Raw genomic sequence first — 25562 nt, forward strand, 5'->3', positions numbered from 1 at the left:
ACCTGTGGCGAGGGAGCTTGCTCCCGTTGGACTGCGCACCAGTCCCATTCTTTTAAACAAAGAGCGGGGCCGCTTCGCGACCCAGCGGGAGCAAGCTCCCTCGCCACAAGTAAGGGTTTGCGCTTAACTGACTGGCATTAGGACAAGCCCGCTCACTACGGGGCAATGGCGTCAAATACCATGTGCACCGTGCCGAAATAGTTCCCCGGGCGATAATCATCGTCCGGCTTGATCGCCGCGATTTCCAACCCCACCCGCTTGCCCGGTCGGGCGTCGGCGGTGGACACCACCTCGCTCTGGGTGAGGCCCAGTTCCACCTCGTTGAACGTGACCCGCAACGCCACGTGGTCGGTACCGTTGGACAGGTACGCCGCCTGGTCCAGCCGAGCACCAATCGCCCCGCCGACGTTTTTCACATCGAACGGCGCACGCAGCGGCGCCAGTTGCGAAGTCACCGGGTTGTACGCCAACTTTTGCTCACGCTGCACCAGTCGCGGGTCCACCGGCAGCACATAGAAGTCGGCGGTGGGGATGGTCACGGAGACCTCGAAGGTTTCGCGCTCGACGGCAGCCTCCAGTTGGCTCACCGACAGCCCGAGGACGATGACCAGAATGACCAGCGCTAGGATCTTGTACATGTGTTCACCTGTCACGAACGGCCCGGGCATCAGCCCTTGACCTCGATTTTTTTGGTCTGGTCGCCTTCGATCAGGCTGAAGCGGTATTCACGCCCGGGCTGTTTGTCGAACCCGTAGGAGCGACCGGCACGGATGTGATGGCGCAGGGTCGGGCGGCACTCTTGCGGCGATGCGGCGGAGCAGTCCTTGAACTCATCGACCACCACCACGCTGTTGCCATTGTTGTTGAGGGTGTAGCGCTTGCCGTCGTCCTGGATCGCCGTGTCGAAGCGGGTGTTTTTCGGCCGCACGAAGAACACCGTGCCGTACCCCGCCAATACCCGTACGCCTGCCGCCAGGCTCTCTTTGTAGTCGGCGCGCTCTTCATCGGTGACGGCAAAGTCATCCTCGGCCTGGGGCACCACCGGCACAAAACGCACGCGGAAGTAGCGCTCCTTGTCGCGGTTGCCCATGAACAACAGGCGCGTGCCCTGGGTGCCATTGGCCGGCACGATCAGCCGCGCCGGGCTGGCCATCAAGCCGTCACGGGCAGCGGCACCGGCCTGGTTTTGCAAAGGCACTTCGCGGTAGCTGCCGTCATCGGAGTAGATCATTTCAAGGATATTGACCTTGACGAATGCAGTGGACGTACCGCCATTGAATACCCGTTTCATGTAGGTACTTTTATCGCCGCTGAGGTAGTCGTACACCACCCCCACATTGATCTGCGGCCCGGCCTGCGCGCCAAGGGATACCAGCGAGAGCGTGCACAGCATCAACAAACGTTTCATTCACTCAACCTCATTTTTAAGCGCTTTAGACTTCCGAATCCCACACCACAGTGACAGTGCCCGTGTAGGTGCTGCCGGGCTGCCCGAGCATCTGCTCGACGGCATCGGCCTTGATTTCGAAATGCAGGGTGGAAGGCTTGCGGTCGACGTACATCGACGGCTGGAACTGTTCGGTGCCGCTGCCATCCAGACGCAAGGGCAGGCGGTTGACCGGGCGACCGGTCGCGTCGCTCAAGCCGGGCGGCAAGCTGACGGCGACGTCGAGCGGCACTTGGTGACCGGCCGCGTTGCGCACGCTGCAGGTGTTGCCCAGAGGCTCGGCGCATTCGAGGGTCATCTTGAATTGGGAGCTGGCCCATAGGTTGACGGTTTGGTCGCGGAACAGCCGGCTCGGCTTGCGCCCGTTTTGCAGCCAGGCTTGCCAGCCGCCCTGGGGCTCAAGCTGGATGCGGTTGCCTCCGGGAGGCACTTCGACCTTGAGGTGGTGGTCAACGTCCAGGATGAAGTTGAAGGTCAGGGTGTCGTCGGTTGGGATCATGATGTCGCCGAAATCAAAATCCGCGCTCGGCCCGATGGTGTAGGTGGTGGTACCAACGTATTGGCCTGCGTCCATTTTCAATGGATTGGGGGTTTTCAGCTCGTACGAATACTCGAACGTTTCGTAAAACAGAGTTGAAATGTCCTTGGCCGCAGGTACTGCGCAGGCACCGATGCCGACCGGCGTAATCCACGACCACAACAAATATCGATCGTTGCCAATCGCGTAGCCTGTGGGCAAGCAAGGCCTAATCGCGTATTGCCACCCACCAGTGCCGTAGAGCCAAAGCCACCGGTCTGAGACTGGCAACACGTACTTACCCCCAATGCCCGCAATTCTGACTTGCAGCGTTTCAGTTTTCGCGGTCACCACATTGGTCACCACTAAGTCCCGCCATTCGGTAGGCACCTTGAACATTGCGCCTTTGCGTGGATCCGTGTGATTGCCCACGATGGGGCCATTGGAGTTGAACTGAACAGCAGTGGTCCGAATACTGAAAATCCCCAACTGCTTGCACCGCTCGGGAATATGCCAAGGGCAAATGCCGCTTTCCGGGGTGGTGTTCTTGAACCGGTTGATCATCGGGTTGGACGGGTCAGGGCGAAATTGCGCAGTTATTTCCTGAACCAACGCCTGGGCGGTTCCAGCCGCCAGGCACGCCCACAAGCCCATGACATACAGTGCGGTTTTTCCAGCGCCCCGCGATAGCTTGACTACAGTCATCCGGCTCACCCTGCTGTTGCCAGGCTGGAACTGTTTTCCGCCAGGGTGTCCGGCGTACAACGCAAATCCCCAATCATCAACACATCACTCTCCTGTCGCGTATTACTCGGGTCGAGCCGGAATTGGCACAACAACTGGTTGGCATAGCGCACTTCCAGGGTCGGCGCGCCGGCGGTCATTTCCATCGAGAAGAAACCGTCCACTTCGCTTACTGCACGGCTGGCGTGGTTGATCACCTGATGGCCCCGCAGCGGCTGGCCGGTTTCATCCACCAGGCGCCCGAGCACGGTCACGGTCTTCATGACGCTGACCTTGCGGTACTCCACGCCGCCCTTGTTCAGGTGGTAGTTGCTGCGTGGCGGCTGAATGTTGGCGGCCGGGGGGTGGTTGCCTTCGAAGTCGAACGCGAGGGTGCTGTTCTTGTAAGCGGTGATCGGCACAAAGTTGCGCCCTGGCCGCAAGCGCGTGCTGCCGCCGGTCAAGTCATCGGCGCGCAGAGTGATGTCGTCGACGTCGGTTTCGACGTCCACGATCATCCCTGCCCCGCCGCCCTGGGGCTGGCTGCTCAGCACCACCGCGCCGCCGCCCACTGCCACGGTGCTGCTGAGGTTCAGGCCACCGGACAGGCGACCGTTGAAGGACGACCGCTGTGCGTAGGTGTCACCGTAGAGCGCATCATTCTGAAAGCTGGCGCGACCGGACAAACCTACGCCATAGGTATCGGCCAGTACCGTGCCGGAGACGCTTTGCAGCAAGTGGTCTTCAAGGGTCTTGGTGTAAGTGAGCGAACCGTTATGGTCGCGGGTACCATCGCGCGCGGTGCGGGTGCCGATGCTGGCCGACCACTGCTCGCCCGGTGAGCCGAGGGCCACGCTGACACTGAGATCGACGCCACGGTTGCGGTTGTCACCGGTGCTGGCAGTAGCGGGCCGGTCGAATACCGAGAGGCGCCAGTTGGCATCGCTGCCAAAGAACGTGCCGCGCTCGGTCCAGCCCACATCCAGGCCCACCCCCTCGATGTTGCCTTGGCTGTAGGACAACCGCGAGTTGATCGAACTCGTGTTGCTCAAGCGATGGTTAAGGGACAACGACGTATTACTGGTCTGGCCGATGAACACGTTGCGCTGACGCACGCGCGTGCCGTCCGGCAGCACTTCATAGGTATTGGTGGTGTCGAGCCAGCTGCGGTTGTGGCTGAACACCACGCTGCCGGCGCCATAGCTATACAGGGTTTGCAGGTCCAGGCCGGTGCCGTGGTCCTGGGTCTGGTAGACGTTGGCGTAGAGACTGAGGCTATTGCCCAGGGTCCAGTCGATGGACGTGCCGTATTGCATGGCTTCGCGCACTTTGCGCGTCGACAGGCCAAGGATCACCCGTGGGTGCGCCAAGTAATTGAGGCCGGCGCCGTAGGTCAGGAACCCGCTGGACTGCTCGTCCCAGTTGCTCAGCAGTTTGCTTTCGCGCCCGACAAAAGTGTTATAGCGCCAGCGCTCGTCGAGGTTGCGCCAGTTGTTGGGCTTGTAGATCAGCTCCTGGGTGGTGGATGTGGTGAGGCCATCTTCGATCAGGCGCACTTCCACTTCGTAGATACCGCCGGGCAAGGGCCGCGTATCCAGGGTTTGCAGGCCGGCGGCGACCGGCTGCGTATTGATCAGCAGGCCGGCACGGTAGATCTCCACCGAGGCCTGGCGGCTGGCGGTGACATACACCGGGTACACGCTGGGCTTGGGGTTGTTGACCACCAGGCTGTCGGAACTGCCGTACATCAGCCCCATGGCGGTGTCGGGGTTGGCGCCGAACGAGCGGATCTGCCGGGTGAGGCCGTTGGAGCCGGGAGTGAAATAGCCCAGGCGCACGAAGTTGCCTTCGAGTTCGCGCTGGGTGTAGAGCTCGTGCATGGCGTGATACAGCGTGGTGTCGTTGCCGCCGATACGCGACAACTGCAGGTTCATGGCCTGGGTCCAGTTGCCCATGCTGGAGCTGGCGACAAGGCCATAACGGCCGCCGACGGCTTCGTTCTCGCCACCGGTAACGTTCAATTGGTTATTGACGATCAGGCCAAGACTGCCGGTGTCCGGTTGATCATAAAACTGTTTGATCTGGGCATTGCGCTCAACGTTCTCGGTGAGAATCGACACCAGAGAGTTTTCCAGGCTGTAGTGCACGGCCAACAGTTGCGACGGGCAACTTTGTTGGCAACTTCCCAGCCGCAGGCCTTGTTGCAGAAGTTGCTCCCAAGTTGCACGAGTGGTGGCAGAGACGGGGCTATCGCCGATATCATTGAATTGCAGCAGCGTAATACGATCATCGCGCCCTAATACAATCATGGCTTCGCCCAGGAACTGTTGATCCAGTTCCACGCGCACTGCCAATGGCACATCGAAAAAGTGTTGTTCAAAATCTTCTGGCAGTCCCTTGGACTGAGATAACAGACTGCCGGGCGTGGTGCCGGGGGTCGCTGGCGCGGCCAGCGCACTGGCGCACAGCAAGAGCGCAAGCGCGCCCGCAATTGGCGTCATCGAAAACATGGACGGAATACTCGTCGGTACGGACAGTCGGGACGGTTGAACCAGGCCGGCGTTCGGGGAGGAAGGCGCCGGCCGGTCTTTTCATACCCCCATGGCCAGGGCGGCCTGGGGGTTACACACCCGCTGGAATCAACGTGGTACTGCGTCGAAGATCACGGTGTAGCTGGCGGTGTACAGGCCGTTCTGGGTGTCTGCCGGGCGAGCCGGAGCGATCACCAGGTCAGCCTGGGTGCCTGGGGTAGATTGTGGATCATCGACCACTTCCTGCGAGGTGCCCGTCAGAACCACGCCGTTGAAGGTGTTGGTCAGGGCAATGCTGTCCGAACCGTTGTACAGCGCAGCGGCGGTTGGGCCGCCTTCGATGTAGGCATTGACCGAACCGTCGGTGTTTTTCACATCGAAGGTTGCCCGCAGGGAACTGAGTTCACCGCTGACAGGGTTGTAGTTCATGGTCTCGTCTTTACCGAAGTTCGGGTCACGAGGCTGCGCGTGGAACTGCTTGGTTGGAATATCGGCCGTGATGCTGATGGACGAGCGTGCGTCATCGGCAGCGATGGCGATGGAGGAACTCAGGGCGGCCGCAACGAATGGGACAGCTACGGCGAGTGTCTTGAACATGGTGATTACCTGTCATCTAAAGAGGGGTTCTTAGAAGCAGTTGAAAAACGACACGCTTTCCAACTATTTGCATTGCAAGTCGGTGACTTGTTCAACGCCAGGCAAGTATCCAGCTCACGGTCCTTAAAGTAAGCAGGCGAATTCACTTAGTTGCGTAGCTTTGTAACACTACAACCGATAGGAAACTTATGGCTTTTTGCCAAAACTTAAAAATTGACTGTAAGACATAGACTACGCGAGACTTAATGAGAACTCTTTAGTTGCGCGCTTATCCGTAAGAATAGGATTACACCCAATAAAAAACAACCGAATTTATTAGACTTAATCCACTCAACGCTTAACTTGAGTAGTTGCTCTAGCTTATCTCGCCGTCACGCGCGAGCGACCTGAGTGACGGAATGCCGTCCGTCGGACGCTCTTGCCAGCCAATTAAGATATATCTTACGTTATATCTAGACACACACAGAGGCGCCTATCCATGCGAGACCATCCTCATCCACGCGACGGTTTTGACCCGCGCTCCGGCCGCGGTCGCGGCCCCCGGGTATTTGCACCCGGCGATTTGAAATTGCTGCTGCCGGCGCTGATCGCCGAGCAGCCGTGCCACGGCTATGACCTGATCCGCCGCATCGAAAGCCTGTTCGACGGCGCCTACACCCCCAGCCCCGGCGTGATCTACCCGACCCTGACCTTCCTGGAAGAAAGCGATTTGATCCAGGGCGACGCCGATGGCGGAAAAAAACGCTACACAATCACCGACGCCGGTCGTCTCTTCTTAAGCGAGCAAGCGGTCGCCCTGGACGGCGTGCGCATGCGCATCGACGTGAGCAAACGCTCACTGCGCGGCCATGACCGCCCGCCCGAGATCCACGAGGCTGTGCACAACCTGCGCCACGCCTTGCACTCGCACCACGGGCGCTGGAGCCCGGAAGAAATCGTTCGTGTCGCGGCGCTGCTCAATCGCACCGCTCAAGCCATTGCCGACGGGAAAGACCAATGAATACTCAAGTCATCCACCGCGTTACCCACGAAATCAAACGCCGCCGCCTGCAAGTGTTGCGGGTGGTCGATATCACGCCACGCATGCGTCGTATCACCCTGGGCGGGCCTGAGCTGGCGGGGTTTGTCAGCCTGGGGGCCGACGATCACATCAAGCTGCTGTTCCCACAGAACGCCGCTGAACAGGCTGCACTGGAAAGCCCGACCTTCACCATCAAGGGCGACGGCCCGCAGCCGGCCATGCGCGACTACACGCCACGTCGCTTTGACCTGAGCATCGGCGAACTGGATATCGACTTCGTGCTGCACGGCGATGGCCCCGCGTCCACTTGGGCCGAGCAGGTGCAGGTCGGCCAGCACCTGTACATCGGTGGGCCACGGGGCTCTTTGATCGTGCCGGATATCTTCGACAGCTACTTGCTGATCGGTGATGAAACCGCCCTGCCCGCCATCGCGCGGCGCCTGGAAGAATTGTCGGCGGGGCGTAAGGTGCTGGCGGTGATTGAGATCGCCAATGCGCAAGAACAGCAGCCGCTGCAAAGCGCCGCCGATGTTGAAGTGATCTGGGTGATCCGTGGCCAGGCTGACCTGCTCGAAACCGTTCAAAACCTCACGTTGCCGAGCGGTTCGCTGTACAGCTTCGTGGCGACTGAAACCAAGTTGTCACGCCGTGTGCGCCGCGTGCTGCTGGACACGCACAAGGTCAATGAGGACTACCTCAAGGCCGTGGGTTACTGGCGTGCCGATGGCAGCGAAGAGGAATGATCAGCGCCGGGGCTTGATCAGCTTATCCAGCCCCACCACCGCCAACGCGATCAGCACAAAGCCCAGCAAAATCCCCCCGGCATTCACAAACACCTGTGGATAGCCGAGGGTGCTCACGTCAATGAACGGGTACTGATACTGCCCGAGCAGATCCCCCCGCAACAGTGCGTAAGCGAAGTACACCAGCGGGTAAATCACCCAACCGCCGATGTGCTTCAAGCGTAAATCGCCCTTGGGCACACACCGCCACCAGTAGATGAAAAACAGCACCGGCATCACGTCGTGCAGCAACTCATCGGCGATGAACTGGAAGCCTTCGGGCTGCCACAGATGGCGCAGCAGCAGGTTGTACGCCAGGCCTACCACCAGGATGCTCACGGCGATGCCACTGCAGATTACCGGCGCAAGGAAAAACCGCTTCGCAGGGGAATCACGTTTCACCAGCGCATAGCTCAACACCACCACCGCCAGGGTGTTGGTGAGCACGGTGAAGAAGCTGAAAAAGTTGATCAACCCGCCCAACAGGCTGGCACCGGATTCCCAGCGCGAATAGAAAATCAGGTATTGCTGGATCGCCAACCCCGCCCAACCGGCCAGCGCCGCTGCCGCCACGAACCGCTTCATCGAATCAATCCAGCGGGCGTTTGGTGCGCATCAGTTTTACGTACAAGCCTTCGACTTTCTCCCGTGCCCAGGGAGTTTTGCGCAGGAACGTCAGGCTCGACTTGATGCTGGGGTCGCTCTTGAAACAGCGGACATCAATGCGCTCGGCCAGGCCTTCCCATTCGTAGTGTTCCACCAGGGTGGTGAGGACGTGCTGCAAGGTCACGCCGTGGAGTGGGTCGTTGCTTGTCGCGGTCATGCCGGGCCTTTTACAAAAAAGTAGAAATACAGCCGATCACTTTAGCACGAACCAAAAAGTTCCCGTTCACAGCCAAAAAGAGATGTTATATTGTAACTATTGTTATCAACTCTTTAGTCGTTTTGCCAAGGAATGTGTCCGATGTCCTTCTCTTCTCTATGGCGCTTGTCCCCGCTTGCCGCCGCCCTGTTGATAGGCTCCGAAGCCCACGCGCTTGAACTGCAACCCCAAGTCATCACCGGCAACCCGTTGGGCAGCGAACAGCTCGCCTCGCCCACCACCGTGCTGGAAGGCGATGACCTGACCCTGCAACAAAAAGGCAGCCTCGGCGAGACCCTCAACAAGCAGCCGGGTGTGTCCTCGTCGTACTTCGGCCCCGGCGCCAGCCGGCCGATCATCCGTGGCCAGGACGGCGACCGCATTCGTATTCTGCGCAATGGCGTGGGCGCGCTGGATGCTTCGTCGCTGTCCTACGACCACGCGGTGCCGCTGGACCCGGTCAACGTCGACCGCATTGAAATCGTGCGCGGCCCGGCGGCGCTTTTGTATGGCGGCAGCGCCATTGGCGGCGTGGTCAACACCTTCGACAACCGCATCCCCACGGAAGCCATCGAAGGCATCCACGGCGCTGGCGAATTGCGCTACGGCGGCGCCGACACCACCCGCAGCAGCGCGGGCAGGTTGGAAGCGGGTAACGGCACCTTCGCCCTGCACCTGGATGCGAATGCGCGGGAATTCAACGACCTGAAAATCCCCGGCCAGGCCCGCAGCCGTCACGCACCGGAAAGCGACGACGCACCGGGTAAAAACGGCCGCCTGGGCAACAGCGATGGGCGCCAGGACGGCGGTGCCGTGGGCGGTTCCTACACCTGGGACGACGGTTATGCTGGTTTGTCCTACAGCAATTACGACGCGAACTACGGCTCCCCGGCCGAGCAGGACGTGCGCATCCGCATGAAGCAGGATCACTACGCGTTCGCGTCGGAGATTCGCAACCTGCAAGGCCCGTTTACCTCGGTAAAACTCGACGCGGGTTACACCGACTACGAACACCGCGAAATCGAAGGCGGCGAAACCGGCACGATCTTCAAGAACAAAGGCTACGAAGCGCGCGTTGAAGCCCGACATCAGCCGATTGGCCCGTTCGATGGCGTCGTCGGTGCCCAAGTCACCCGCAATGAATTTTCGGCCCTCGGTGAAGAAGCCTTCGTGCCGCAGACCGACACCAATGCCGGCGCGCTGTTCATCCTCGAAGAAATGCAGGCCACCGAACGCCTGAAACTCAGCCTCGGCAGCCGCCTGGAACACACCAGCGTCGACCCGGACGCCAAGGGTAACGCGCGTTTTGCCGGGGCCGACAAATCCAACGATTTCACTGCAGGCAGCCTGTCGTCCGGCGCGGTCTACACCCTCACGCCAGTCTGGTCCCTGGCCGCAACCCTGGGCTACACCGAACGCGCGCCGACCTTCTACGAGCTGTATGCCAACGGCGCCCACGTCGCCACCGGCACGTACGAACTGGGCGATGCCAACCTGAAGAAAGAAAAAGCCGTGTCCAGCGACCTGGCGCTGCGCTTTGACAACGGCACTCACAAGGGCAGCTTCGGCGTTTTCTACAGCCGCTTCTCCAATTACATCGGCCTGTTGGGCAGCGGTCGCACGCTTAACGATGAAGGTGAAGAAGACGCCGGCGGCATCCCCGAGTACAAATACTCCGGCGTGCGCGCCCGTTTCGCCGGCTTTGAAGCCCAGGATCACTGGAAACTTGGCGAAAGCGCCTACGGCAAGTTCGCCTTGGAGCTGTCGGGCGACTACACCCGCGCCACCAACCTGGACACCGGCGAAGCCTTGCCGCGTATTGCACCGCTGCGCTTGAACAGCGGCTTGCTGTGGGAACTGGACCGCTGGCAGGCGCGCATCGACGTGGAACATGCGGCAGGCCAAGGCCGTGTGCCGGATAACGAGAGTGGCACCGATGGCTACACCACCTTGGGGGCGAGCGCGGGTTATCGCTTCAACATGGGTGGCAGCCAGTGGTTGGCGTTTGTGAACGGTGAAAACCTGACCAACCAGACTGTGCGCTATGCCAGCTCGATCCTGCGGGATATTGCGCCGGCGCCGGGGCGGAGTGTGCAGTTCGGCGTGCGAACCACTTTCTAAAGCTCCACCCATTCAAAGGAAGCCCGCTCACCACAATCACTGTTACCAATTCAGAAAAGATGCATATCGCGATTCGTCCTTTCTCTCCAAGACAACTCCCTTTATCCTTGCCCGCAACAAACTGAAACGTTTCACTTCCGCGGTCGACCCCATCTTGCCGAAACCCCCACTCTTTCAAGACAGCGCTGTCTTACATCGACCTGCGCCTGGGGATAAATCGCCCGTCTGTGGATAACCCCACTTATCCCCAGAAAAACCGAATTTACGCTGAACCAAGCCCGTGTCGAATCGTCATCTACAGTGAAGAAACACGGGGATACATAATTCCAACGTCACGGAGAAACACACTATGAGCACTGATGGTGCTTCGAGCCCTAGCCGCCTGCTGCCCAGGCTGCTCGGCGTCTTGCTGCTAATCATGGGCCTGGCCTTGCTGGCCGGGGGTATCAAGCTGACGATGCTTGGCGGGTCGCTGTATTACCTGCTGGCCGGTATCGGCATCACCTTGACCGGCATCCTGCTGCTGGCCACCCGTCGCGCCGCGCTGGGCCTGTACGCACTGGTGCTGTTCGCCAGCACGGTGTGGGCCCTGTGGGAAGTCGGCCTGGATTGGTGGCAGTTGGTGCCGCGCCTGGCGCTGCTGTTTGCCCTGGGCATCGTCATGTTGCTCCCGTGGTTTCGCCGTCCGTTGCTGCGTGGCCAACCTGCCCCGCTGGGCACTGGCGCGCTGAGCGTGGCCGTGGTGCTGGCGGGTGCTACCGCCCTGGCCAGCCAATTCACCAACCCCGGTGAAATGGTCAAGACCGGCCAACTCGACCGCGATGCAGTCCCTGGCATGGCCAGCGCTGCACCGACACAGGCGGATGGCGACTGGAACTCCTACGGCCGTTCGGCCTACGGCGATCGCTACTCGCCACTGGCGCAGATCACTCCGGAAAACGCCCATAAGCTGGTGCCGGCGTGGACGTATCGCACCGGCGACATCCCTGGCCCGAACGATCCAGGCGAGACCACCGCAGAAAACACCCCGCTGAAAGTCAACGGCATGCTCTACGTGTGCACGCCGCACAGCCAGGTGATTGCGCTGGACCCGGACACCGGCAAGGAAATCTGGCGCTTCGATCCGAAGATCAGCAGCATGGGTGCCGAGAACTTCAAGGGCTGGGCGCACATGACCTGCCGGGGCGTGTCGTATCACGATGACGCCGCCTACGCTTCCGAGCAGAGTCCGACTGGCAGCGCCAGCCCGGCTGCCGCACCGAATGCCTGCCCGAAACGCATCTTCGTGCCGACCGCCGACACCCGTCTGATCGCCCTCAACGCCGACACCGGCAAGATGTGCGAAGACTTCGGTGACAAAGGCCAGGTCGACCTGCGAGCCAACATTGGTGGTTTCGCCCCCGGCGGTTACTACTCCACCTCGCCACCGGCCGTGACCAAGAACCTGGTCGTGATCGGCGGTCACGTCACCGACAACGTCTCCACCGACGAGCCGAGCGGCGTGATCCGCGCGTTCGACGTGCACACCGGCAAGCTGGTGTGGAACTGGGACAGCGGCAACCCGGACGACACCACCCCGTTGGCCGAAGGCAAGACCTACACCCGCAACTCGCCGAACATGTGGTCCATGTTCGCCGTGGATGAAAAACTCGGCATGCTCTACCTGCCGATGGGCAACCAGATGCCCGACCAATACGGCGGCGACCGTACCGAAGATTCGGAAAAATACAGCGCCGGCCTGACCGCCCTGGACATCGACAGCGGCCACGTGAAGTGGACCTTCCAGTTCACTCACCATGACCTGTGGGACATGGACGTGGGCGGCCAGCCGTCGCTGATCGACATCAAGACCGAAGCCGGCGTGAAGCAGGCGGTGATGGCGTCGACCAAGCAAGGCAGCATCTACGTGCTGGACCGTGCGACCGGCCAGCCGGTAGTGCCGATCCACGAAGTTGCTGTACCGCAAGGCGCAGTGGCTGGCGATCACACTTCGCCGACCCAACCGAAGTCCGACCTTAACTTCATGCCACCGCCGCTCAAAGAGCGTGACATGTGGGGCGTGACGCCGTTCGACCAACTGCTGTGCCGCATCGATTTCAAATCCATGCGCTACGACGGGGCCTTCACGCCACCTTCGCTGCAAGGTTCGATCGTTTACCCAGGTAACTTCGGCGTGTTCGACTGGGGTGGCATTTCCGTCGACCCGGTGCGCCAGATCGCGTTCGTGAACCCGAGCTACATGGCATTCAAATCCAAGCTGATCCCAGCCGCCGACATTGCCAAGCAAGGTCCACGCGTCAGCGAAACCGAAGGCGTGCAGCCGAACAAAGGCGCGCCGTACGGTGTGATCCTCGAAGCGATGCTGTCGCCAATGGGCCTGCCGTGCCAGGCACCGGCGTGGGGTTACGTGGCAGCGGTCGACCTGACCACCCACAAGACCATTTGGATGCACAAGAACGGCACCGTGCGTGACAGCGCGCCGGTTCCGATCCCACTGACCATGGGCGTACCTAGCCTGGGCGGCACGTTCACCACCGCCGGTGGCGTGGCGTTCCTCAGCGGTACGCTCGACCAGTACCTGCGTGCCTATGACGTGAAAAACGGCAAGCAACTGTGGGAAGGCCGCCTGCCAGCGGGCGCGCAAACCACTCCGATGACCTACACCGGTAAAGACGGCAAGCAGTACGTGCTGGTCATGGCCGGCGGTCACGGCTCCCTGGGCACCAAGCAGGGTGACTACGTGATGGCGTTCAAACTGCCGGAGTAAGCTTCACTGGCAGTAAAACAAAGGCGGCTACCGGTCAAGGTAGCCGCCTTTTTTGTGCCGGTTAAATCGGCACACGCTCGCGACGCATCCACATCTCGAACGCCATGGCATTCAACGGCCGGCTGATCAGGTAACCCTGGGCAGTGTCGCAATTCCACTGTTTGAGCAGCTTGAGGCTGGGGGCGAATTCCACGCCTTCGGCCACTACCTTGAGACCGAGGTTGTGGCTCATCTCGATGGTGGAACGCACGATCACCCCGTCGCCACTGGTGCTGTCGAGGTTGCGTATGAAGGATTGGTCGATCTTCAACTCCTGCACCGGCAGGCGCTGCAATTGCGCGAGCGATGAATAGCCGGTGCCAAAGTCATCCACCGACAAACTGATGCCACAGCCGCGCAGCTGCTCCAGCACACTGAGGGCCTGTTGCGGGTTGTGCATGATCGCGCTTTCGGTGATCTCGAAAATCAGCTGCTCGGCCTCCACCTGATACTGCATCAACAGCGCAGTGACCCGAATTGCCAGGTCATCATCGGCCAAATCGTCCACCGAGATATTCACCGACAGCTGGATCAGCATGCCGCGTTGCGCCCACTCGGCGACCTGGCGGATGGCTTCTTCGATCACCCACAGGGTCAGGCTGCTCATGCTGCCGGTGCGTTCGGCCAAGGGGATGAACTCTGCCGGAGACACCTGGCCGAGGGTCGGGTGCTGCCAGCGCAACAAGGCCTCGGCCTGGCGTACATGGCCGTGCTTGAGATCGAGTTTGGGCTGGTAGCACAGGAACAACTCGCCCTCGATGGCGGCGCGGCGCAGGTCGCGGATCAAGGTGATCTGGCGTTGGTGGGCCAGGTCGCGGTCCTGCTGATAAATCTGCAAATGCCCCGGCAGGCTGGCCGCGTCATGCCTGGCGATGGCGGCGCGGCCGATCAGCTCCTCCACCTGCTGGCCGTCAGCCGGGTAGGCGGCGATGCCGATGCTCACCTCGTGGCGCAACTCGTCATTGCCGATGCGCTGGGGTTCGGTGAGCAGTGCGTAGAGACGGTCGGCGCGGGCCACGGCGCGGTCGACCTCGGTGTTTTCCAGCAACAGCAGAAACTCACTGCCGGCGATACGCGCCGCCGTATCGCTGGCCAACAGGCTCATGGACAGGCAGCGACTGGCCTCGCGAAGCATTTCCTCCACGCCTTCAGGGCCGAAGCCTTCGTTGATCACCCGATAATTTTCGATGCCGACGTACAACAACACCACGGGCCGCCGCGCACTGATCGCACTGCCCAGGCGTTCCATGGCCAGGGCGCGGTTGGGCAAACCGGTGAGCGGGTCATGCAAGGCGTTGTGCGCCAACTGCCGCTCGCGCACGGCGATACCGCTTTGCATCGCGTTGAAGGCGCGGGCCAGCAAGCCGAATTCATCATGGCTACGCACCCGCACTGGCGTGCGGTAATCACCGGCACCGATACGCTCGGCCGCCTGCACCAAGGCGTTGAGCGGGCGCGATACCCGTCGCGCCAGAAACAACGCACCGGCCAACGACACCAGCAGCACTGCCAGGGCAATCCCGAGGAACTGCCGGTCCAGCGGCGCAAAGGATTCCAGGGCGTGGTCCAGCGGACTCTGCAGCAGCACCCGCACGTCATCGCCGTCGCCGGTGTTGGCCAGCGGCAACACCTGGCTGAGTACACGCTGACCATAGAACACGTGGATCTTCGGCTCGGGGTCGACATGCCCTTCGCGCAACAGGCTGAGCGTGCCGGCCTGGTAAGCATCCGGCTGGGTGCTGTACAGCGGGCCCGGCGTGCCGTTTTGCACACTGAGGAACGACACCTCCAGGTTGCTCATGGAGCGCAGTTCATTGGCGAACAGCTTGTCCATGGGGAAGCCCATGACGATGCGCGCGATAGGCAACTCTTCGATCACTTCATCCTGCACCAGCAGGTACGGCCGTCCATCCAGGGCCACGATCAGCATCTGCAGGCCTGAGCGTCGTGCATGGCGCAGGGCGTCGTCATAGGGGAACGGTTGGCCGCGCGTGAGGATGGGCAAGGTGCTGACCATGACCTTACCGTCCAGGCCCAGCACAAACACTTCGCTGGAACGGATGCCCGTGCCGTGGCGACGCAGGGCGGCAAGAATCGGCACAGTCTTGCCTTCGGCCACGGCTTGTTTGAACGGGAGGTCGACGGTCAACCAGTCGAGACCGTATTGCAGGCGACGCCCGCGCAGGTCGATCAGGCGCTCGAACACCTGGCTGCCGGTTTGCAGTTGGACTTGCGCCTGGTTTTCCACAGCGCGGGTGGTGGCGGTCTTGACGGCGAAATAGGTGGCGGCGACCACCACCAGCAGTAACAGCGCCAGCACCCCGGCGATGCGGGTTTGGAACGTATGGCGCCACCTCATTGCAGTGCCCTCTGGCAGCGTTCGCCTCTCTCTGCCACTACGTCCCTTTGTCATGTGCATTCCTTGCGACTGCTGACCTGGCGTCAAAAAAATATCCATTTGGATTAAATATTAGGTCTTAGGAGATTAGCTGGGACTTGGGTTAAGTGCACCCAATAAAAGCGGGGAGTTTGGTGGCGGTTTTTTGGCGACAATGGGTTGGCTAGGGGGCATATCCGTTATTTGGGTAATGGCTGATAGGGGTTCCGCCCTTACGGCGGGTCACTTTTGAAAAGAGCCGGAATGCCGGCCCAGCCAAAAGTAACCAAAAGGCTCTTGCCCCAACACTCGGCACCTCGCCTAGGCTCGGTGTGCCCTCACTCCGGCCAGCGTGTTTAACGGGGCGCCTAAGATCAAAATCAAAATCAAAAGCGCGGCGGCCTGGTAGCCGACCGGTTTCTGGAAGCCGCTCTCGGTCCAAATGTGGGCTTGCTCGCGAAGGCGGTGTGTCAGCGATTACATCTCTGACTGATCCACCGCTTTCGCGAGCAAGCCCGCTCCCACAGTTTTGATCTCCTATATCAGGTAGATATCAATCTGCTCTGGCTCTGGCTCTGGCTTTGTTTTTGATTTTGATCTTAGGCGCCCCGTCAAACACGCTGGCCGGAATTCGATAGGGATTTGGGGGGTAAACCGGCAGGGATGCCGGTTTAGCCGCCCCGCGCCATGGATGGCGCGTGGCGGCGGCCCCCAAATACCTNNTGGGGCCAAGGCCTTTTGCTTACTTTTGGCTGGGCCGGCATTCCGGCCTTTCCAAAAGTGAGCCGCTGTAAGAGCGGAACCCATATCAGCCGTTACCGAAGAAATGGATATGTACTCAATCAATCAATCAAACACACCGAGCCCGCATAAAATCCCCCCACCTGCGCACCAGATAATTATGCTCATCCATCACCGAATTCCACACCGCAATATGCCCCATGCGCGCCTCATAAGACCCCCCATCCCGCACCTCACCCACATCAATCAACGGCAACCCATCACTCCCAAGCAACTCCTCCCGAGCAGGCTTGCCGGCATACCAGTAATCCCACTCCGCACTGCTCAAGTGATCCCGACTGCGCGCCGGGTTGCCAATGTAATACCCCTGGCGCGCCATCACTGCCCCAGGCCACCCCGACAACCACCAATTCAAATACGCATAGGCCGCATCCAACACCGCCCCCTTCGCATGCCGCGACAACGACAACCCACCAAACCACGCGCGATAGCCTTCACGCGGCACCGCCAGGCGGTACTTCACCCCCGCACGATGCAGGCGCATCAAGGTCGGCGACCACAGGCTCTGGATATCGATGCTCGGGCTGAGCATCAATTGCGCCGCCTCTTCATCATCAGACCAGAACGCCGCAAAGTGCCCCTCCTTCTGCTTGCGCACCAGGATATCGGCGAGCACGTCGATCTCCTCGATGCTCATATTGCCGATGTCCCTGAAGCTGGCCAGCCCCGCGCCCTGCACCGCCAATGCAGCATCCAGCGCGCCAATGGCCGCGTCACTCTGCAAGGCCGTGCGCGCACGCCAGGCGGGGTCCAACAGCCAGCCCCAGCTTTCGTTACCGTGGCAAAAACCTTCGGGCAACCGTTCGGGGCGGTAGGCGAAACTGTCGGCGTTATGGGTCAGGGGCAACATGCTGATGCGCTCGGTGACCGTGCTGCCGAGGCTGCCATCGTGCTGCACGAACAATCGTTCGCTGGGCACGCTGCCGCTGCCCAGTCGGTCGTCCGGTGATAGGCGACCGCGCTTGGGCAAATCATTGATTTCGTGCCACAGCGCGATGCGTCGGGTGTCGATAGGCTGGATCGCACGGGCCGGCCACACGAAGTCGACGTTGTGGAACCATTGGTCGTAGAGGTCGTAGCTGTCGGGTTGCATCACCGCGATGCGCTGGGCCTGCTCGACATCGTGCACTTGGTAGACCAGGCGAATGCCCAGCTCCTGTTCCGCACGGACGCGCAGGCATTCGAGCAGGGTGACGGATGTGCCGAGGACGCGCAGAGTGATCATGCCGCGAACCGCCGCGAGAACACGTTGAAGGAACGTCGCAACAGTTCGGGGTCTAGGCCACGCAGGATAAACACCAGGCGCGACTGCCGATCGGTGCCCGGCCATGCAGGCAAATGAACCGGCGCATGCAGGCAATGCTGCACACCATGAATGACGATAGGGGCGTTACTGGCGTTCACGTTGAGCAGCCCTTTGACACGAAGGATTTGTTCGCCGTGGCATCTTAACAGCATCGACAACCACACCCCGAAACCCACCCAGTCCAGCGGCTGGTCGAAGGTCAGGCAGCACACTTGGGCGGCGCCGTGGGTAGCGGTGGTAGTGCGATGCAGTTGCCAGCGACTGACTTCCACGGCGGGTTCGGCGCTGCGCAGGCCCTCACCGAGCAGCAGTTGATCGCCGCTGTGGATGTCGTGGGTATCGAGGATCGGCGTACCGGCATTCAGCGCCTGCAAGTGAGCGCGCAACGCCGTGCAATCGCCGGCCAGGTCGGTCTTGCTCAACAGCAGGCGATCCGCCGCCGCTACCTGCGCCAGCCATTCCGGGTGCAGGCGTTCTTGCAGGTCGGCGTGGCTGGCATCGACCAGGGTGATCACCAGGCCAATATGGAAACGCCCGCGCAGTTGCGCGTCGTTGTTCAGGGTGGCGAGGATCGGTGCCGGGTCGGCCAAGCCGGTAGTCTCCAGAATGACGCGCTTGAACGCCGGGATTTCACCGCGCTCGCGGCGTTGCAGCAGACCGAGCAGCGCGTCTTTCAACTCGCCTCGGATCGAACAACACACGCACCCGCTGGGCAGCAGTACGGTGTCCGGTGCCACCTCTTCCACCAGCAGATGGTCGATGCCGACATCGCCGAATTCGTTGATCAGCAGCGCGGTGTCGCCCAGGCTCTCGCCTTGCAGCAGACGCTTGAGCAAGGTGGTCTTGCCGCTGCCAAGGAAGCCGGTGATGACATTAAGGGCGACGCTCATACGGATGACTCCAGATGATCCAGCAAGCGCGGATCGAGGGGATCCAGCGAGCGGCCGAGCATCGTCTCGGCCGCCTGCCAGAGTTGATCCAGACCGCTGGCCAGTGCCTGTTTGCCGGTAGCGCCCAGCAGCAGATACGACGCGCCCTGGAAATCTTCGACCTTGAGCCGGAACACCGCCAGCACCTGATTGATGGCGGCGATTCGGCGCAGGCGTTCGCGGCGTCGGGGCAGTTCGTCGCCCAAAGGATCGCTCCAGTGCAAGTCTTCGCCGAGCAAGCCGCAGAGTCCGCACATGGCTATACCTCACTCATGGCATGACATCGCCGGAGTTCGGGCCCAGGGTCTGGCCGACGAACAGGTTGCCACCGGGCTCGCTGGCCAGCAGCACCGCGGTGGGCGCCACTTCATCCGCCAGGCCGAAGCGCCCCAGAGGCAATTCCTTGGCCTTGGCGCGTTTCCAGTCGTCGCTGATACCGCCCACCAGCGGCGTCTCGATCGGGCCGGGCGCGATGGCGTTGACCAGCACATTGTCCTTGGCCACTTCCAGGGCCAGGGACTTGGTGAAACCGATCACCCCGGCCTTGGCCGCCGCGTAATGGGTCAGCTCGGCGCCGCCCTTGATGCCCAGTTGCGAGGCGACGTTGATGATCCGCCCCCAACGCTGCGCGAGCATGTGCGGCAAGGCGTGCTGGCTGGCGACGAACACGCTGGTGAGGTCGACGCGCAGCATGTCATTCCACATCTCGATGGACAGGTCGACGCAGCGCGCCTGGGTGAGCATGCCGGCGTTGTTGACCAGGATATCGATGCCGCCGAAGTGTTCGACGCAACGGTCAACACTCGCCTGGGCTCCTTCGACGGTGCCGACATCGGCCAGGCATTCGAACACCTCGGCACCGAGGTTGCGGCAGGTGATCGCCGTTTCCGCGAGGCTGGCGGCGTTGCGGTCGGCCAGCACCAGGCGCGCGCCTTCAGCGGCGTAGGCACGGGCGATGGCGGCTCCGATGCCGCTGCCAGCGCCGGTGATCACCGCGCGGCGGTTTTCCAATTGTCTCATGTTCATTCCTCAATCAGTCCGGCCAGCGCACGGTAAGGCCACCGTCGATGACAATGCTTTGCCCGGTCAGATAGCTCGACGCGTCACTGGTCAAAAACTGCACCAGCGACGCCACTTCATCCGCCCGCCCTACCCGGCCCAACGGAATCGCGCGCGCCGCTTTGGCCAAGCCTTCCGGCCCGAGCGAGTTCTTGGCATCCAGCGACTGCGGCGTCTCGATCAACCCTGGAATCACCGCATTGCAACGAATGCCCTTGGCCGCCAATTCCACCGCCAGCGACCGGCACAACCCCGGCACGCCAGCCTTGGCCGCCGCGTAGTGGCTGTGTTCCTGCCAGCCATACACGCCGCCGGCAATCGACGAAATCGCCACCAGCGCGCCGCCTGCATGCATATGCCGGGTTGCCGCGCGGAAGGTGCGCATCACCCCCGTGAGGTCGACATTGAGCATCTCGTCCCACAGCGCGTCGGTCATCTCCAGCAAGGGTGCGCGGCGTAGCAGGCCGGCATTGGCCACGGCATAATCGAGTCGGCCGAAATGCTGGACGGCTTGCGCGGCCAGCGCATCGACAGAAGCGGTGTCACCCACGTCCAACGGCAGCATCAGGCACTCGCCGCCCGCCTCTGCCACAAGGCTGACGGTGGTCTGCGGGTCATGGGGATCGGCCGGGTAATACCCGCCGACCACCGCCACGCCGTTGCGCGCATAGGCCACGGCGAGGGCTTGGCCGATGCCGCTGGCGGCACCGGTAATCAAGGCAACTTTACGGCTCATCGAACACTCCTTACTGAACGGTTTCCGGACGCACATGACGTGCGGCAAACATCAAGGCGCCAGACAGGAAGCACGGCAGCGCACCGAACCACAGCGCGGCGGTCTGCCAGTCGCTGCCCGCGGACAACACCTGGGTCGCGCCAAAACCTGCGACTACCGCACCAATCGGGCCCATGGCATGGATGATTGCGCCACCGGTGGCGCGGATGCTGGTGGGGAAACTCTCGCTGATAAAGAACAGCGCCGCCGAGTACGGCCCGATCAGGAAGAACAGGCCCAGGCTGTACAGCCCGACCACCATCGGCATATTGCTTGGGCCAAACAGCATCCCGGCAAACGACAGGCCGCCGAGCATCCAGCCCAGGCCGATCACGTTGCGACGGCCGATCTTGTCGCCCATCCAGCCGTGGCTGAGGTAACCGCAATAGCCGACCAGGTTCGACAGCACCAGGATGATCAGCGAGTTCTCGAACGAGATGTGGTGCACGCTGATGATCACCGAGGTACCGAGCACGCTGAACACCTGGATCGCCGCCCAGTTGAGCAACAGTGCCGCGCCAATCACTAAGGTGGCGCGACGCGCCGGGCCACGGAACGCGGCTTTAAGGCCCGCCTTGCTGTGTTCGTCGTAGTCCACGCCGTAGGTGGCGGCGACGTTTTTCGCTTCTGTGACGGCGCCGCTTTTACGCAATTGGCTGATGCGCTGGTGGATCTGGAACTGCGGGCTCTCCTTGAGTTTGCGCGCCATGATCGCGATGACGATGGCCGGGATCGCGGCGAAGATAAAGCAGCCCTGCCAGCCAATGACCGGCAGCAACAGCGCGGTCAAACCGGCGGCAATCAAAGCACCCACCGGCCAGCCGCCCTGCACCAGGCTGTAGATAAAACCGCGGCGCTTGGTCAGGCGCGGATCCTCAGAGGCGCCATACAACTCACTCAAATACGTGGCGTTGACGGTTTCCTCGGCATAACCCAAACCGCCCAAGGAACGGATCAAGATCAGCGGCGATTTGCCCCACGCTCCGCCAATCGCCGTCAGCGCCGAGCACAGCGCGGAACCGGCCACGGTGAAGATAATCCCGGTGCGCCGCCCCAATTTGTCCACCACCGGGCCGATGGCAAACGCGACCACCGCCGTGCCCACCGCCACCCACGTCGCGATTTCAGCTTGCTCCACTTCACCCCAGCCAAAATGCCGACCGATCTCCGGCAACAAGGTGCCGAACAGGATGAAGTCATACACCGCAAACACCCAGGCGAAAAACGCGATCCAGGTGGCGAAACGCACCTCCTTGGACGTCAGTTGCCGGGGTTTCCAGCCAGTCAGGTCAAGCTTGTTGTAGATGGACATGGGTCGCGCCTCAGGAATAAGGGGTCAGGTACGGGGTTGGCGGCGGATGAAGTCGTCGGCGATTTCGTCAAAGGTGACGAAGCGCACGCCGGCATGGCTCTGGATGTGTTCGATCAGGCGCTCCAGCATCAGCAGCACTTGCGGGCGGCCGGAGACGTCGGGGTGGATGGTCATGGTGAACACCGCGTGTTCGTGTTCGCGGTAGACCCAGTCGAACTGGTCGCGCCACATTTCTTCCAGGTGACGCGGGTTGACGAAGCCGTGGCTGTTGGGGGCTTTTTTGATGAACATCATCGGCGGCAGGTCGTCCAGGTACCAGTTGGCCGGGATCTCCACCAGGTCGGTTTCTTCGCCGCGCACCAGGGGTTTCATCCAGGTGTCGGGGTGCTGGCTGTAGTCGATCTTGGTCCAGCTGTCGCCCTTGCGCACGTAGTAGGGGTGGAAGTCGTTGTGCATCAGGCTGTGGTCGTACTTGATGCCTTTTTTCAGCAGCAGTTCGTTGGTGACCTTGCTGAATTCCCACCACGGCGCCACGTAGCCGGTTGGGCGTTTACCGGTGACCTGGGTGATCAGCTCGATGGATTTATCCAGGACGATTTCTTCCTGCTCGGCGGTCATGGCGATGGGGTTTTCGTGGCTGTAGCCGTGCACGCCGATTTCGTGACCGGCGTCGGCCACGGCTTTCATTTGCTCGGGGAAGGTTTCCATCGAGTGGCCTGGGATAAACCAGGTGGTGCGCAGGCCGTAGCGTTCGAACAGCTTGAGCAGGCGCGGCGCGCCGATTTCCCCGGCGAACAGGCCACGGGAGATGTCGTCCGGCGAATCTTCGCCGCCATAGGAACCGAGCCAGCCGGCGACGGCGTCAACGTCGACGCCGAATGCACAGAGAATGTCTTTAGCCATGATGTGTCTCCTTAAACGTTGAGTACGGATTCGACGGACAACGCTGCGCGCAGCAGGCGAGCGTCTTCCCCCGTCGGGGCGCTGAGCAGCAGCCCGGTGGGCAGGCCCTGGGCATCGCGGCCGCTGGGCAGGGTCACGCCCGGCATGTCGAGCAAACTGCCGGGCATGGTCAGGCGCAGGGTGGCGAGGTTGGTGTTCACAAACAGGTCGTCGTCGGCTTCCAGCGGTGCCAATGCGGGTGCGACGTGGGCGACGGTGGGGGTGATCAGGATGGCGCCGTCGAGGTCGTCGACCAGTTGCTGTTGCAGGCGACGGCGGGCATCGACCAGATGCAGCAGTTGGCTGGCCGGCAGCGTGCGCGCGGCTTCGAGGCGGCGGCGTACGCGCGGGTCGAGTTGTTCGGCGTCAGGGCTGTCGAGCAAGGCTTCGTGCAGGGCGAAGGCTTCGAAGGAACCGAGCCAGCCGTGGTGTTTGATCAGGTCCAGGGTGGCCTGGAAGGTCGGGCATTCGCGTTCTTCGATCAGTGCGCCGTGGGCCTTGAGTTGCTCCACGGCGCGCAGCAGGTTGTTGCGCACGGCGGCTTCGACGTCTTGTTGCGCCAGCACAAAACGCTGGCCCTTGAGGCTACGAGCGGTGTGGGTTTGAGTGCGGCCATGCAGCAGATCGTCGATGGCCAGGGCATCACGCACACTGCGGGTCAGCGGGCCCTGGCTGTCGAGGGTATGGGCCAACGGGAACACGCTGTCGCGGCTGTAGCGTCGGCTGCTGCTGCGGTAACCCACCAGGCCGTTGAAGGCCGAGGGGATGCGGATCGAACCGGCGGTGTCGGTGCCCATGGCGATCGGCACGATGCCAGCGGCGACGGCCACCGCAGAACCGGACGACGAACCGCCGGGAATGCGCGGTTGGTCAGTGCCATGGGGGTTGTGCGGCGTGCCGAAATGCGGGTTCAGGCCCAGGCCGGAATAGGCCAGCTCGCTGAGGTTGGTCTTGCCCACGCTGACCATCCCGGCGCGGCACAGCAGGCCCACGGTCGGTGCGTCGAGCAACGCAGCGGGCGCGTTGCGGCGGTAAGCGGCGCCCGCAGTGGTGACGCTGCCGGCCACGTCGAACAGATCTTTCCAGGCCAGAGGCACGCCGTCGAATACGCTCAATGGCTGGCCGGCGCGCCAGCGGGCGGCAGAGGCTTCGGCTTCGCGACGCGCACGCTCGGCGGTCAGGCTGATAAACACCGCCGGGACCTCACTCGCCTTTTCGAGTGCCTGTTCGAGGATTTGCACCGGATCGCTGCGACCGCTGGCGAAATCCTCGGCCATTGAAGTGGCGTCTGACATCAAGGTGACCCTCAGAAAACGTACATATTAATAAAATGTACATTTTACAAAGGCAGCTTTCGTGCCAGTCTTTCTCAGGCAGCATTTACACAATCAGGGGATTTCGCCCAGAGCTACGGGATAGATGGTATTAACCAGCCGGAAAAAATCTTGCCAGGCCGCTGGAAAGCGCCTTCAATGAAATAATGTATCTTTTATTAATAAGTACATTTTGGTGCAGAAAAGTAACATTCCCCGATTCCGAGCCCCACAAAGGTGCCACCGCTGTGGCGCAGGGTGACAGGCGTAACTTATGAGAGAATCCCCGGCCACCGTCCTACAAGCCTCAGAGAAAGCGATGAAAGCAGCGTCCGCCTCGGCCTCCCGTTACGCGATGATTCACCAGGTATTGCGTGATGCGATCGTCAACGGCACCGCGCGCCACGGCTTGGTCTTGCTGGAGGCGCCACTGGCTGAATTGTTCGGCACCAGTCGTGTGCCGGTGCGTCGGGCACTGGACCTGCTGCATGAGGAAGGCCTGATCTGCCGCTTCAACGGCCGGGGTTACCTGATCAATCCCGAAGGCCTGGCGATGGAGCCGCTACGCCTGCCCCTGAGCCACGCGCACCTGGGCCTCAACGGCGAAGATGAGTTGGTGGACACGCGGCCACTGGGCGAGCGCATCGTCGAAGAGATCGGCGCGGCGTTATCCACCTGCATTGCCTTCGGCCATTACCGCCTCGATGAGCAAGCCGCCGCCGACCACTACGGCGTCAGCCGCGCAGTGGTGCGTGAAGCGCTGATGCGCCTGCGCGACCGGGGGCTGGTGGAAAAAGAGCCCTACTCCCAATGGTTGGCCGGACCGCTGACCGCCCGTGAAGTCACCGAAGACTACGAGCTGCGCGCCTGCCTGGAACCCGAAGCTTTGCGCCAAAGTGCGCCGGGGCTGGACCGCGAGATGCTGGAAGCGATGTTGCAACGCGTGCTGGACGCCCAGGACAGCGCCCACTGCAGCCTGGAGGCCATCGAACAGATCGAGGAGGACTTGCACCAGCGCTGCCTCGCCGGCCTGCAGAATCGCAAGATCGCGGCGTTGATCCGCCAAGGCCAAAGCCCGATGATCATCAGCCGGATTTTCTACCGTTTGCTGGGGATCGGCGCCGATCCGGCCATGCTGGCCGAACATCGGTTGATTCTGGAGTTGTTGCTGCACGGTGCATTTGATGCAGCGGCGTTGAATCTGCGTGAGCACCTGCAACGCGCACGGCAGCGCATGCTGCAACGGTTGAAAGTGTTGTCAGTGCTGCCGGAGCAGCCATTGCCGAGCTATCTGCATAAGATCAGCTGAATTCATGCAATTTGTTGCTAACTTCACGCGAC

Annotated in this window: 21 protein-coding genes; 5 read left to right on the forward strand and 16 right to left on the reverse strand. The window is 61.6% G+C overall.

What is annotated here, in order from left to right; all coding sequences use genetic code 11:
* Positions 1-155 precede the first annotated feature (155 nt).
* The 5 genes from HX812_RS01315 to HX812_RS01335 all read right to left on the reverse strand — a co-directional run bounded on the left by HX812_RS01315 (position 156) and on the right by HX812_RS01335 (position 5815).
* On the reverse strand, positions 156-638 hold the full coding sequence (locus HX812_RS01315) for a CS1 type fimbrial major subunit (protein ID WP_038846020.1): 483 nt from the start codon (positions 636-638) through the stop codon (positions 156-158).
* Between the two features lie 29 nt (positions 639-667).
* The gene (locus HX812_RS01320) at positions 668-1408 is read right to left on the reverse strand and encodes a pilus assembly protein (RefSeq protein WP_038846006.1); all 741 of its coding nucleotides are present in this window, start codon (positions 1406-1408) and stop codon (positions 668-670) included.
* A gap of 25 nt (positions 1409-1433) precedes the next feature.
* The gene (locus HX812_RS01325) at positions 1434-2669 is read right to left on the reverse strand and encodes a hypothetical protein (RefSeq protein WP_235165441.1); all 1236 of its coding nucleotides are present in this window, start codon (positions 2667-2669) and stop codon (positions 1434-1436) included.
* Positions 2670-2674: 5 nt separating this feature from the next.
* A complete protein-coding gene (locus HX812_RS01330) occupies positions 2675-5197 on the reverse strand; it encodes a CS1-pili formation C-terminal domain-containing protein (protein ID WP_038846004.1) in 2523 nt (840 codons plus the stop codon).
* Positions 5198-5326: 129 nt separating this feature from the next.
* Positions 5327-5815: a CS1 type fimbrial major subunit gene (locus HX812_RS01335; RefSeq protein WP_038846003.1), complete on the reverse strand. Its 489-nt coding sequence runs from the start codon at positions 5813-5815 to the stop codon at positions 5327-5329.
* Positions 5816-6293: 478 nt separating this feature from the next.
* Between HX812_RS01335 and HX812_RS01340 the strand changes: the two genes are divergently transcribed.
* The gene (locus HX812_RS01340) at positions 6294-6815 is read left to right on the forward strand and encodes a PadR family transcriptional regulator (RefSeq protein WP_038846001.1); all 522 of its coding nucleotides are present in this window, start codon (positions 6294-6296) and stop codon (positions 6813-6815) included.
* Positions 6812-7579: a siderophore-interacting protein gene (locus HX812_RS01345; protein ID WP_038846000.1), complete on the forward strand. Its 768-nt coding sequence runs from the start codon at positions 6812-6814 to the stop codon at positions 7577-7579. Before HX812_RS01340 ends, HX812_RS01345 begins: the two co-directional genes overlap by 4 nt.
* On the opposite strand, the gene HX812_RS01350 is transcribed toward HX812_RS01345, so the two are convergent.
* Positions 7580-8203 carry a Pr6Pr family membrane protein gene (locus HX812_RS01350; protein ID WP_038845999.1) on the reverse strand — a complete coding sequence of 208 codons (624 nt, stop codon included), beginning with the start codon at positions 8201-8203 and terminating at the stop codon, positions 7580-7582.
* 4 nt (positions 8204-8207) lie between these two features.
* On the reverse strand, positions 8208-8441 hold the full coding sequence (locus tag HX812_RS01355) for a VF530 family DNA-binding protein (RefSeq protein WP_016977534.1): 234 nt from the start codon (positions 8439-8441) through the stop codon (positions 8208-8210).
* A gap of 141 nt (positions 8442-8582) precedes the next feature.
* Between HX812_RS01355 and HX812_RS01360 the strand changes: the two genes are divergently transcribed.
* Positions 8583-10601 carry a TonB-dependent receptor gene (locus tag HX812_RS01360; protein WP_038845997.1) on the forward strand — a complete coding sequence of 673 codons (2019 nt, stop codon included), beginning with the start codon at positions 8583-8585 and terminating at the stop codon, positions 10599-10601.
* A gap of 349 nt (positions 10602-10950) precedes the next feature.
* Entirely contained in the window at positions 10951-13368 is a 2418-nt protein-coding gene (locus HX812_RS01365) for a glucose/quinate/shikimate family membrane-bound PQQ-dependent dehydrogenase (RefSeq protein WP_038848384.1), read from the forward strand.
* 61 nt (positions 13369-13429) lie between these two features.
* Here HX812_RS01365 and HX812_RS01370 read toward each other — a convergent pair whose 3' ends face one another.
* From HX812_RS01370 to HX812_RS01410, 9 genes are all read right to left on the reverse strand, one after another.
* Positions 13430-15766: a bifunctional diguanylate cyclase/phosphodiesterase gene (locus HX812_RS01370; protein ID WP_038848387.1), complete on the reverse strand. Its 2337-nt coding sequence runs from the start codon at positions 15764-15766 to the stop codon at positions 13430-13432.
* Positions 15767-16634: 868 nt separating this feature from the next.
* Positions 16635-17810 carry a PotD/PotF family extracellular solute-binding protein gene (locus HX812_RS01375; RefSeq protein WP_038851299.1) on the reverse strand — a complete coding sequence of 392 codons (1176 nt, stop codon included), beginning with the start codon at positions 17808-17810 and terminating at the stop codon, positions 16635-16637.
* The gene (locus HX812_RS01380) at positions 17807-18781 is read right to left on the reverse strand and encodes a GTP-binding protein (RefSeq protein WP_038851298.1); all 975 of its coding nucleotides are present in this window, start codon (positions 18779-18781) and stop codon (positions 17807-17809) included. The genes HX812_RS01375 and HX812_RS01380 overlap by 4 nt, the downstream gene beginning before the upstream one ends.
* Positions 18778-19077, reverse strand: coding sequence for a hypothetical protein (locus HX812_RS01385; protein ID WP_038851297.1), 300 nt, complete (start codon positions 19075-19077; stop codon positions 18778-18780). Before HX812_RS01385 ends, HX812_RS01380 begins: the two co-directional genes overlap by 4 nt.
* A gap of 13 nt (positions 19078-19090) precedes the next feature.
* Positions 19091-19840, reverse strand: coding sequence for an SDR family NAD(P)-dependent oxidoreductase (locus HX812_RS01390; protein WP_038851295.1), 750 nt, complete (start codon positions 19838-19840; stop codon positions 19091-19093).
* Between the two features lie 13 nt (positions 19841-19853).
* Positions 19854-20615, reverse strand: a complete 762-nt coding sequence (locus tag HX812_RS01395) for an SDR family NAD(P)-dependent oxidoreductase (RefSeq protein WP_038851294.1) — start codon at positions 20613-20615, stop codon at positions 19854-19856.
* Positions 20616-20625: 10 nt separating this feature from the next.
* The gene (locus tag HX812_RS01400) at positions 20626-21966 is read right to left on the reverse strand and encodes an MFS transporter (protein WP_038851292.1); all 1341 of its coding nucleotides are present in this window, start codon (positions 21964-21966) and stop codon (positions 20626-20628) included.
* Positions 21967-21990: 24 nt separating this feature from the next.
* Entirely contained in the window at positions 21991-22869 is an 879-nt protein-coding gene (locus tag HX812_RS01405; protein ID WP_003234086.1) for a polysaccharide deacetylase, read from the reverse strand.
* Between the two features lie 11 nt (positions 22870-22880).
* Positions 22881-24203: an amidase gene (locus HX812_RS01410; RefSeq protein WP_038851291.1), complete on the reverse strand. Its 1323-nt coding sequence runs from the start codon at positions 24201-24203 to the stop codon at positions 22881-22883.
* Between the two features lie 337 nt (positions 24204-24540).
* Here HX812_RS01410 and HX812_RS01415 point away from each other — a divergent pair, with 337 nt between their 5' ends.
* On the forward strand, positions 24541-25530 hold the full coding sequence (locus tag HX812_RS01415; RefSeq protein WP_038851289.1) for a GntR family transcriptional regulator: 990 nt from the start codon (positions 24541-24543) through the stop codon (positions 25528-25530).
* Positions 25531-25562: the final 32 nt, after the last annotated feature.

This window comes from Pseudomonas sp. IPO3749 (assembly GCF_013386605.1).
In the GTDB taxonomy this organism is placed as follows: domain Bacteria; phylum Pseudomonadota; class Gammaproteobacteria; order Pseudomonadales; family Pseudomonadaceae; genus Aquipseudomonas; species Aquipseudomonas azotoformans_A.

Bases quoted from the DNA above. Each gene is read 5' to 3' on its own strand.
- HX812_RS01315 (WP_038846020.1), bottom strand. From the start codon at position 638: ATGTACAAGATCCTAGCGCTGGTCATTCTGGTCATCGTCCTCGGGCTG.
- HX812_RS01320 (WP_038846006.1), bottom strand. From the start codon at position 1,408: ATGAAACGTTTGTTGATGCTGTGCACGCTCTCGCTGGTATCCCTTGGC.
- HX812_RS01325 (WP_235165441.1), bottom strand. From the start codon at position 2,669: ATGACTGTAGTCAAGCTATCGCGGGGCGCTGGAAAAACCGCACTGTAT.
- HX812_RS01330 (WP_038846004.1), bottom strand. From the start codon at position 5,197: ATGTTTTCGATGACGCCAATTGCGGGCGCGCTTGCGCTCTTGCTGTGC.
- HX812_RS01335 (WP_038846003.1), bottom strand. From the start codon at position 5,815: ATGTTCAAGACACTCGCCGTAGCTGTCCCATTCGTTGCGGCCGCCCTG.
- HX812_RS01340 (WP_038846001.1), top strand. From the start codon at position 6,294: ATGCGAGACCATCCTCATCCACGCGACGGTTTTGACCCGCGCTCCGGC.
- HX812_RS01345 (WP_038846000.1), top strand. From the start codon at position 6,812: ATGAATACTCAAGTCATCCACCGCGTTACCCACGAAATCAAACGCCGC.
- HX812_RS01350 (WP_038845999.1), bottom strand. From the start codon at position 8,203: ATGAAGCGGTTCGTGGCGGCAGCGGCGCTGGCCGGTTGGGCGGGGTTG.
- HX812_RS01355 (WP_016977534.1), bottom strand. From the start codon at position 8,441: ATGACCGCGACAAGCAACGACCCACTCCACGGCGTGACCTTGCAGCAC.
- HX812_RS01360 (WP_038845997.1), top strand. From the start codon at position 8,583: ATGTCCTTCTCTTCTCTATGGCGCTTGTCCCCGCTTGCCGCCGCCCTG.
- HX812_RS01365 (WP_038848384.1), top strand. From the start codon at position 10,951: ATGAGCACTGATGGTGCTTCGAGCCCTAGCCGCCTGCTGCCCAGGCTG.
- HX812_RS01370 (WP_038848387.1), bottom strand. From the start codon at position 15,766: ATGAGGTGGCGCCATACGTTCCAAACCCGCATCGCCGGGGTGCTGGCG.
- HX812_RS01375 (WP_038851299.1), bottom strand. From the start codon at position 17,810: ATGATCACTCTGCGCGTCCTCGGCACATCCGTCACCCTGCTCGAATGC.
- HX812_RS01380 (WP_038851298.1), bottom strand. From the start codon at position 18,781: ATGAGCGTCGCCCTTAATGTCATCACCGGCTTCCTTGGCAGCGGCAAG.
- HX812_RS01385 (WP_038851297.1), bottom strand. From the start codon at position 19,077: ATGTGCGGACTCTGCGGCTTGCTCGGCGAAGACTTGCACTGGAGCGAT.
- HX812_RS01390 (WP_038851295.1), bottom strand. From the start codon at position 19,840: ATGAGACAATTGGAAAACCGCCGCGCGGTGATCACCGGCGCTGGCAGC.
- HX812_RS01395 (WP_038851294.1), bottom strand. From the start codon at position 20,615: ATGAGCCGTAAAGTTGCCTTGATTACCGGTGCCGCCAGCGGCATCGGC.
- HX812_RS01400 (WP_038851292.1), bottom strand. From the start codon at position 21,966: ATGTCCATCTACAACAAGCTTGACCTGACTGGCTGGAAACCCCGGCAA.
- HX812_RS01405 (WP_003234086.1), bottom strand. From the start codon at position 22,869: ATGGCTAAAGACATTCTCTGTGCATTCGGCGTCGACGTTGACGCCGTC.
- HX812_RS01410 (WP_038851291.1), bottom strand. From the start codon at position 24,203: ATGTCAGACGCCACTTCAATGGCCGAGGATTTCGCCAGCGGTCGCAGC.
- HX812_RS01415 (WP_038851289.1), top strand. From the start codon at position 24,541: ATGAAAGCAGCGTCCGCCTCGGCCTCCCGTTACGCGATGATTCACCAG.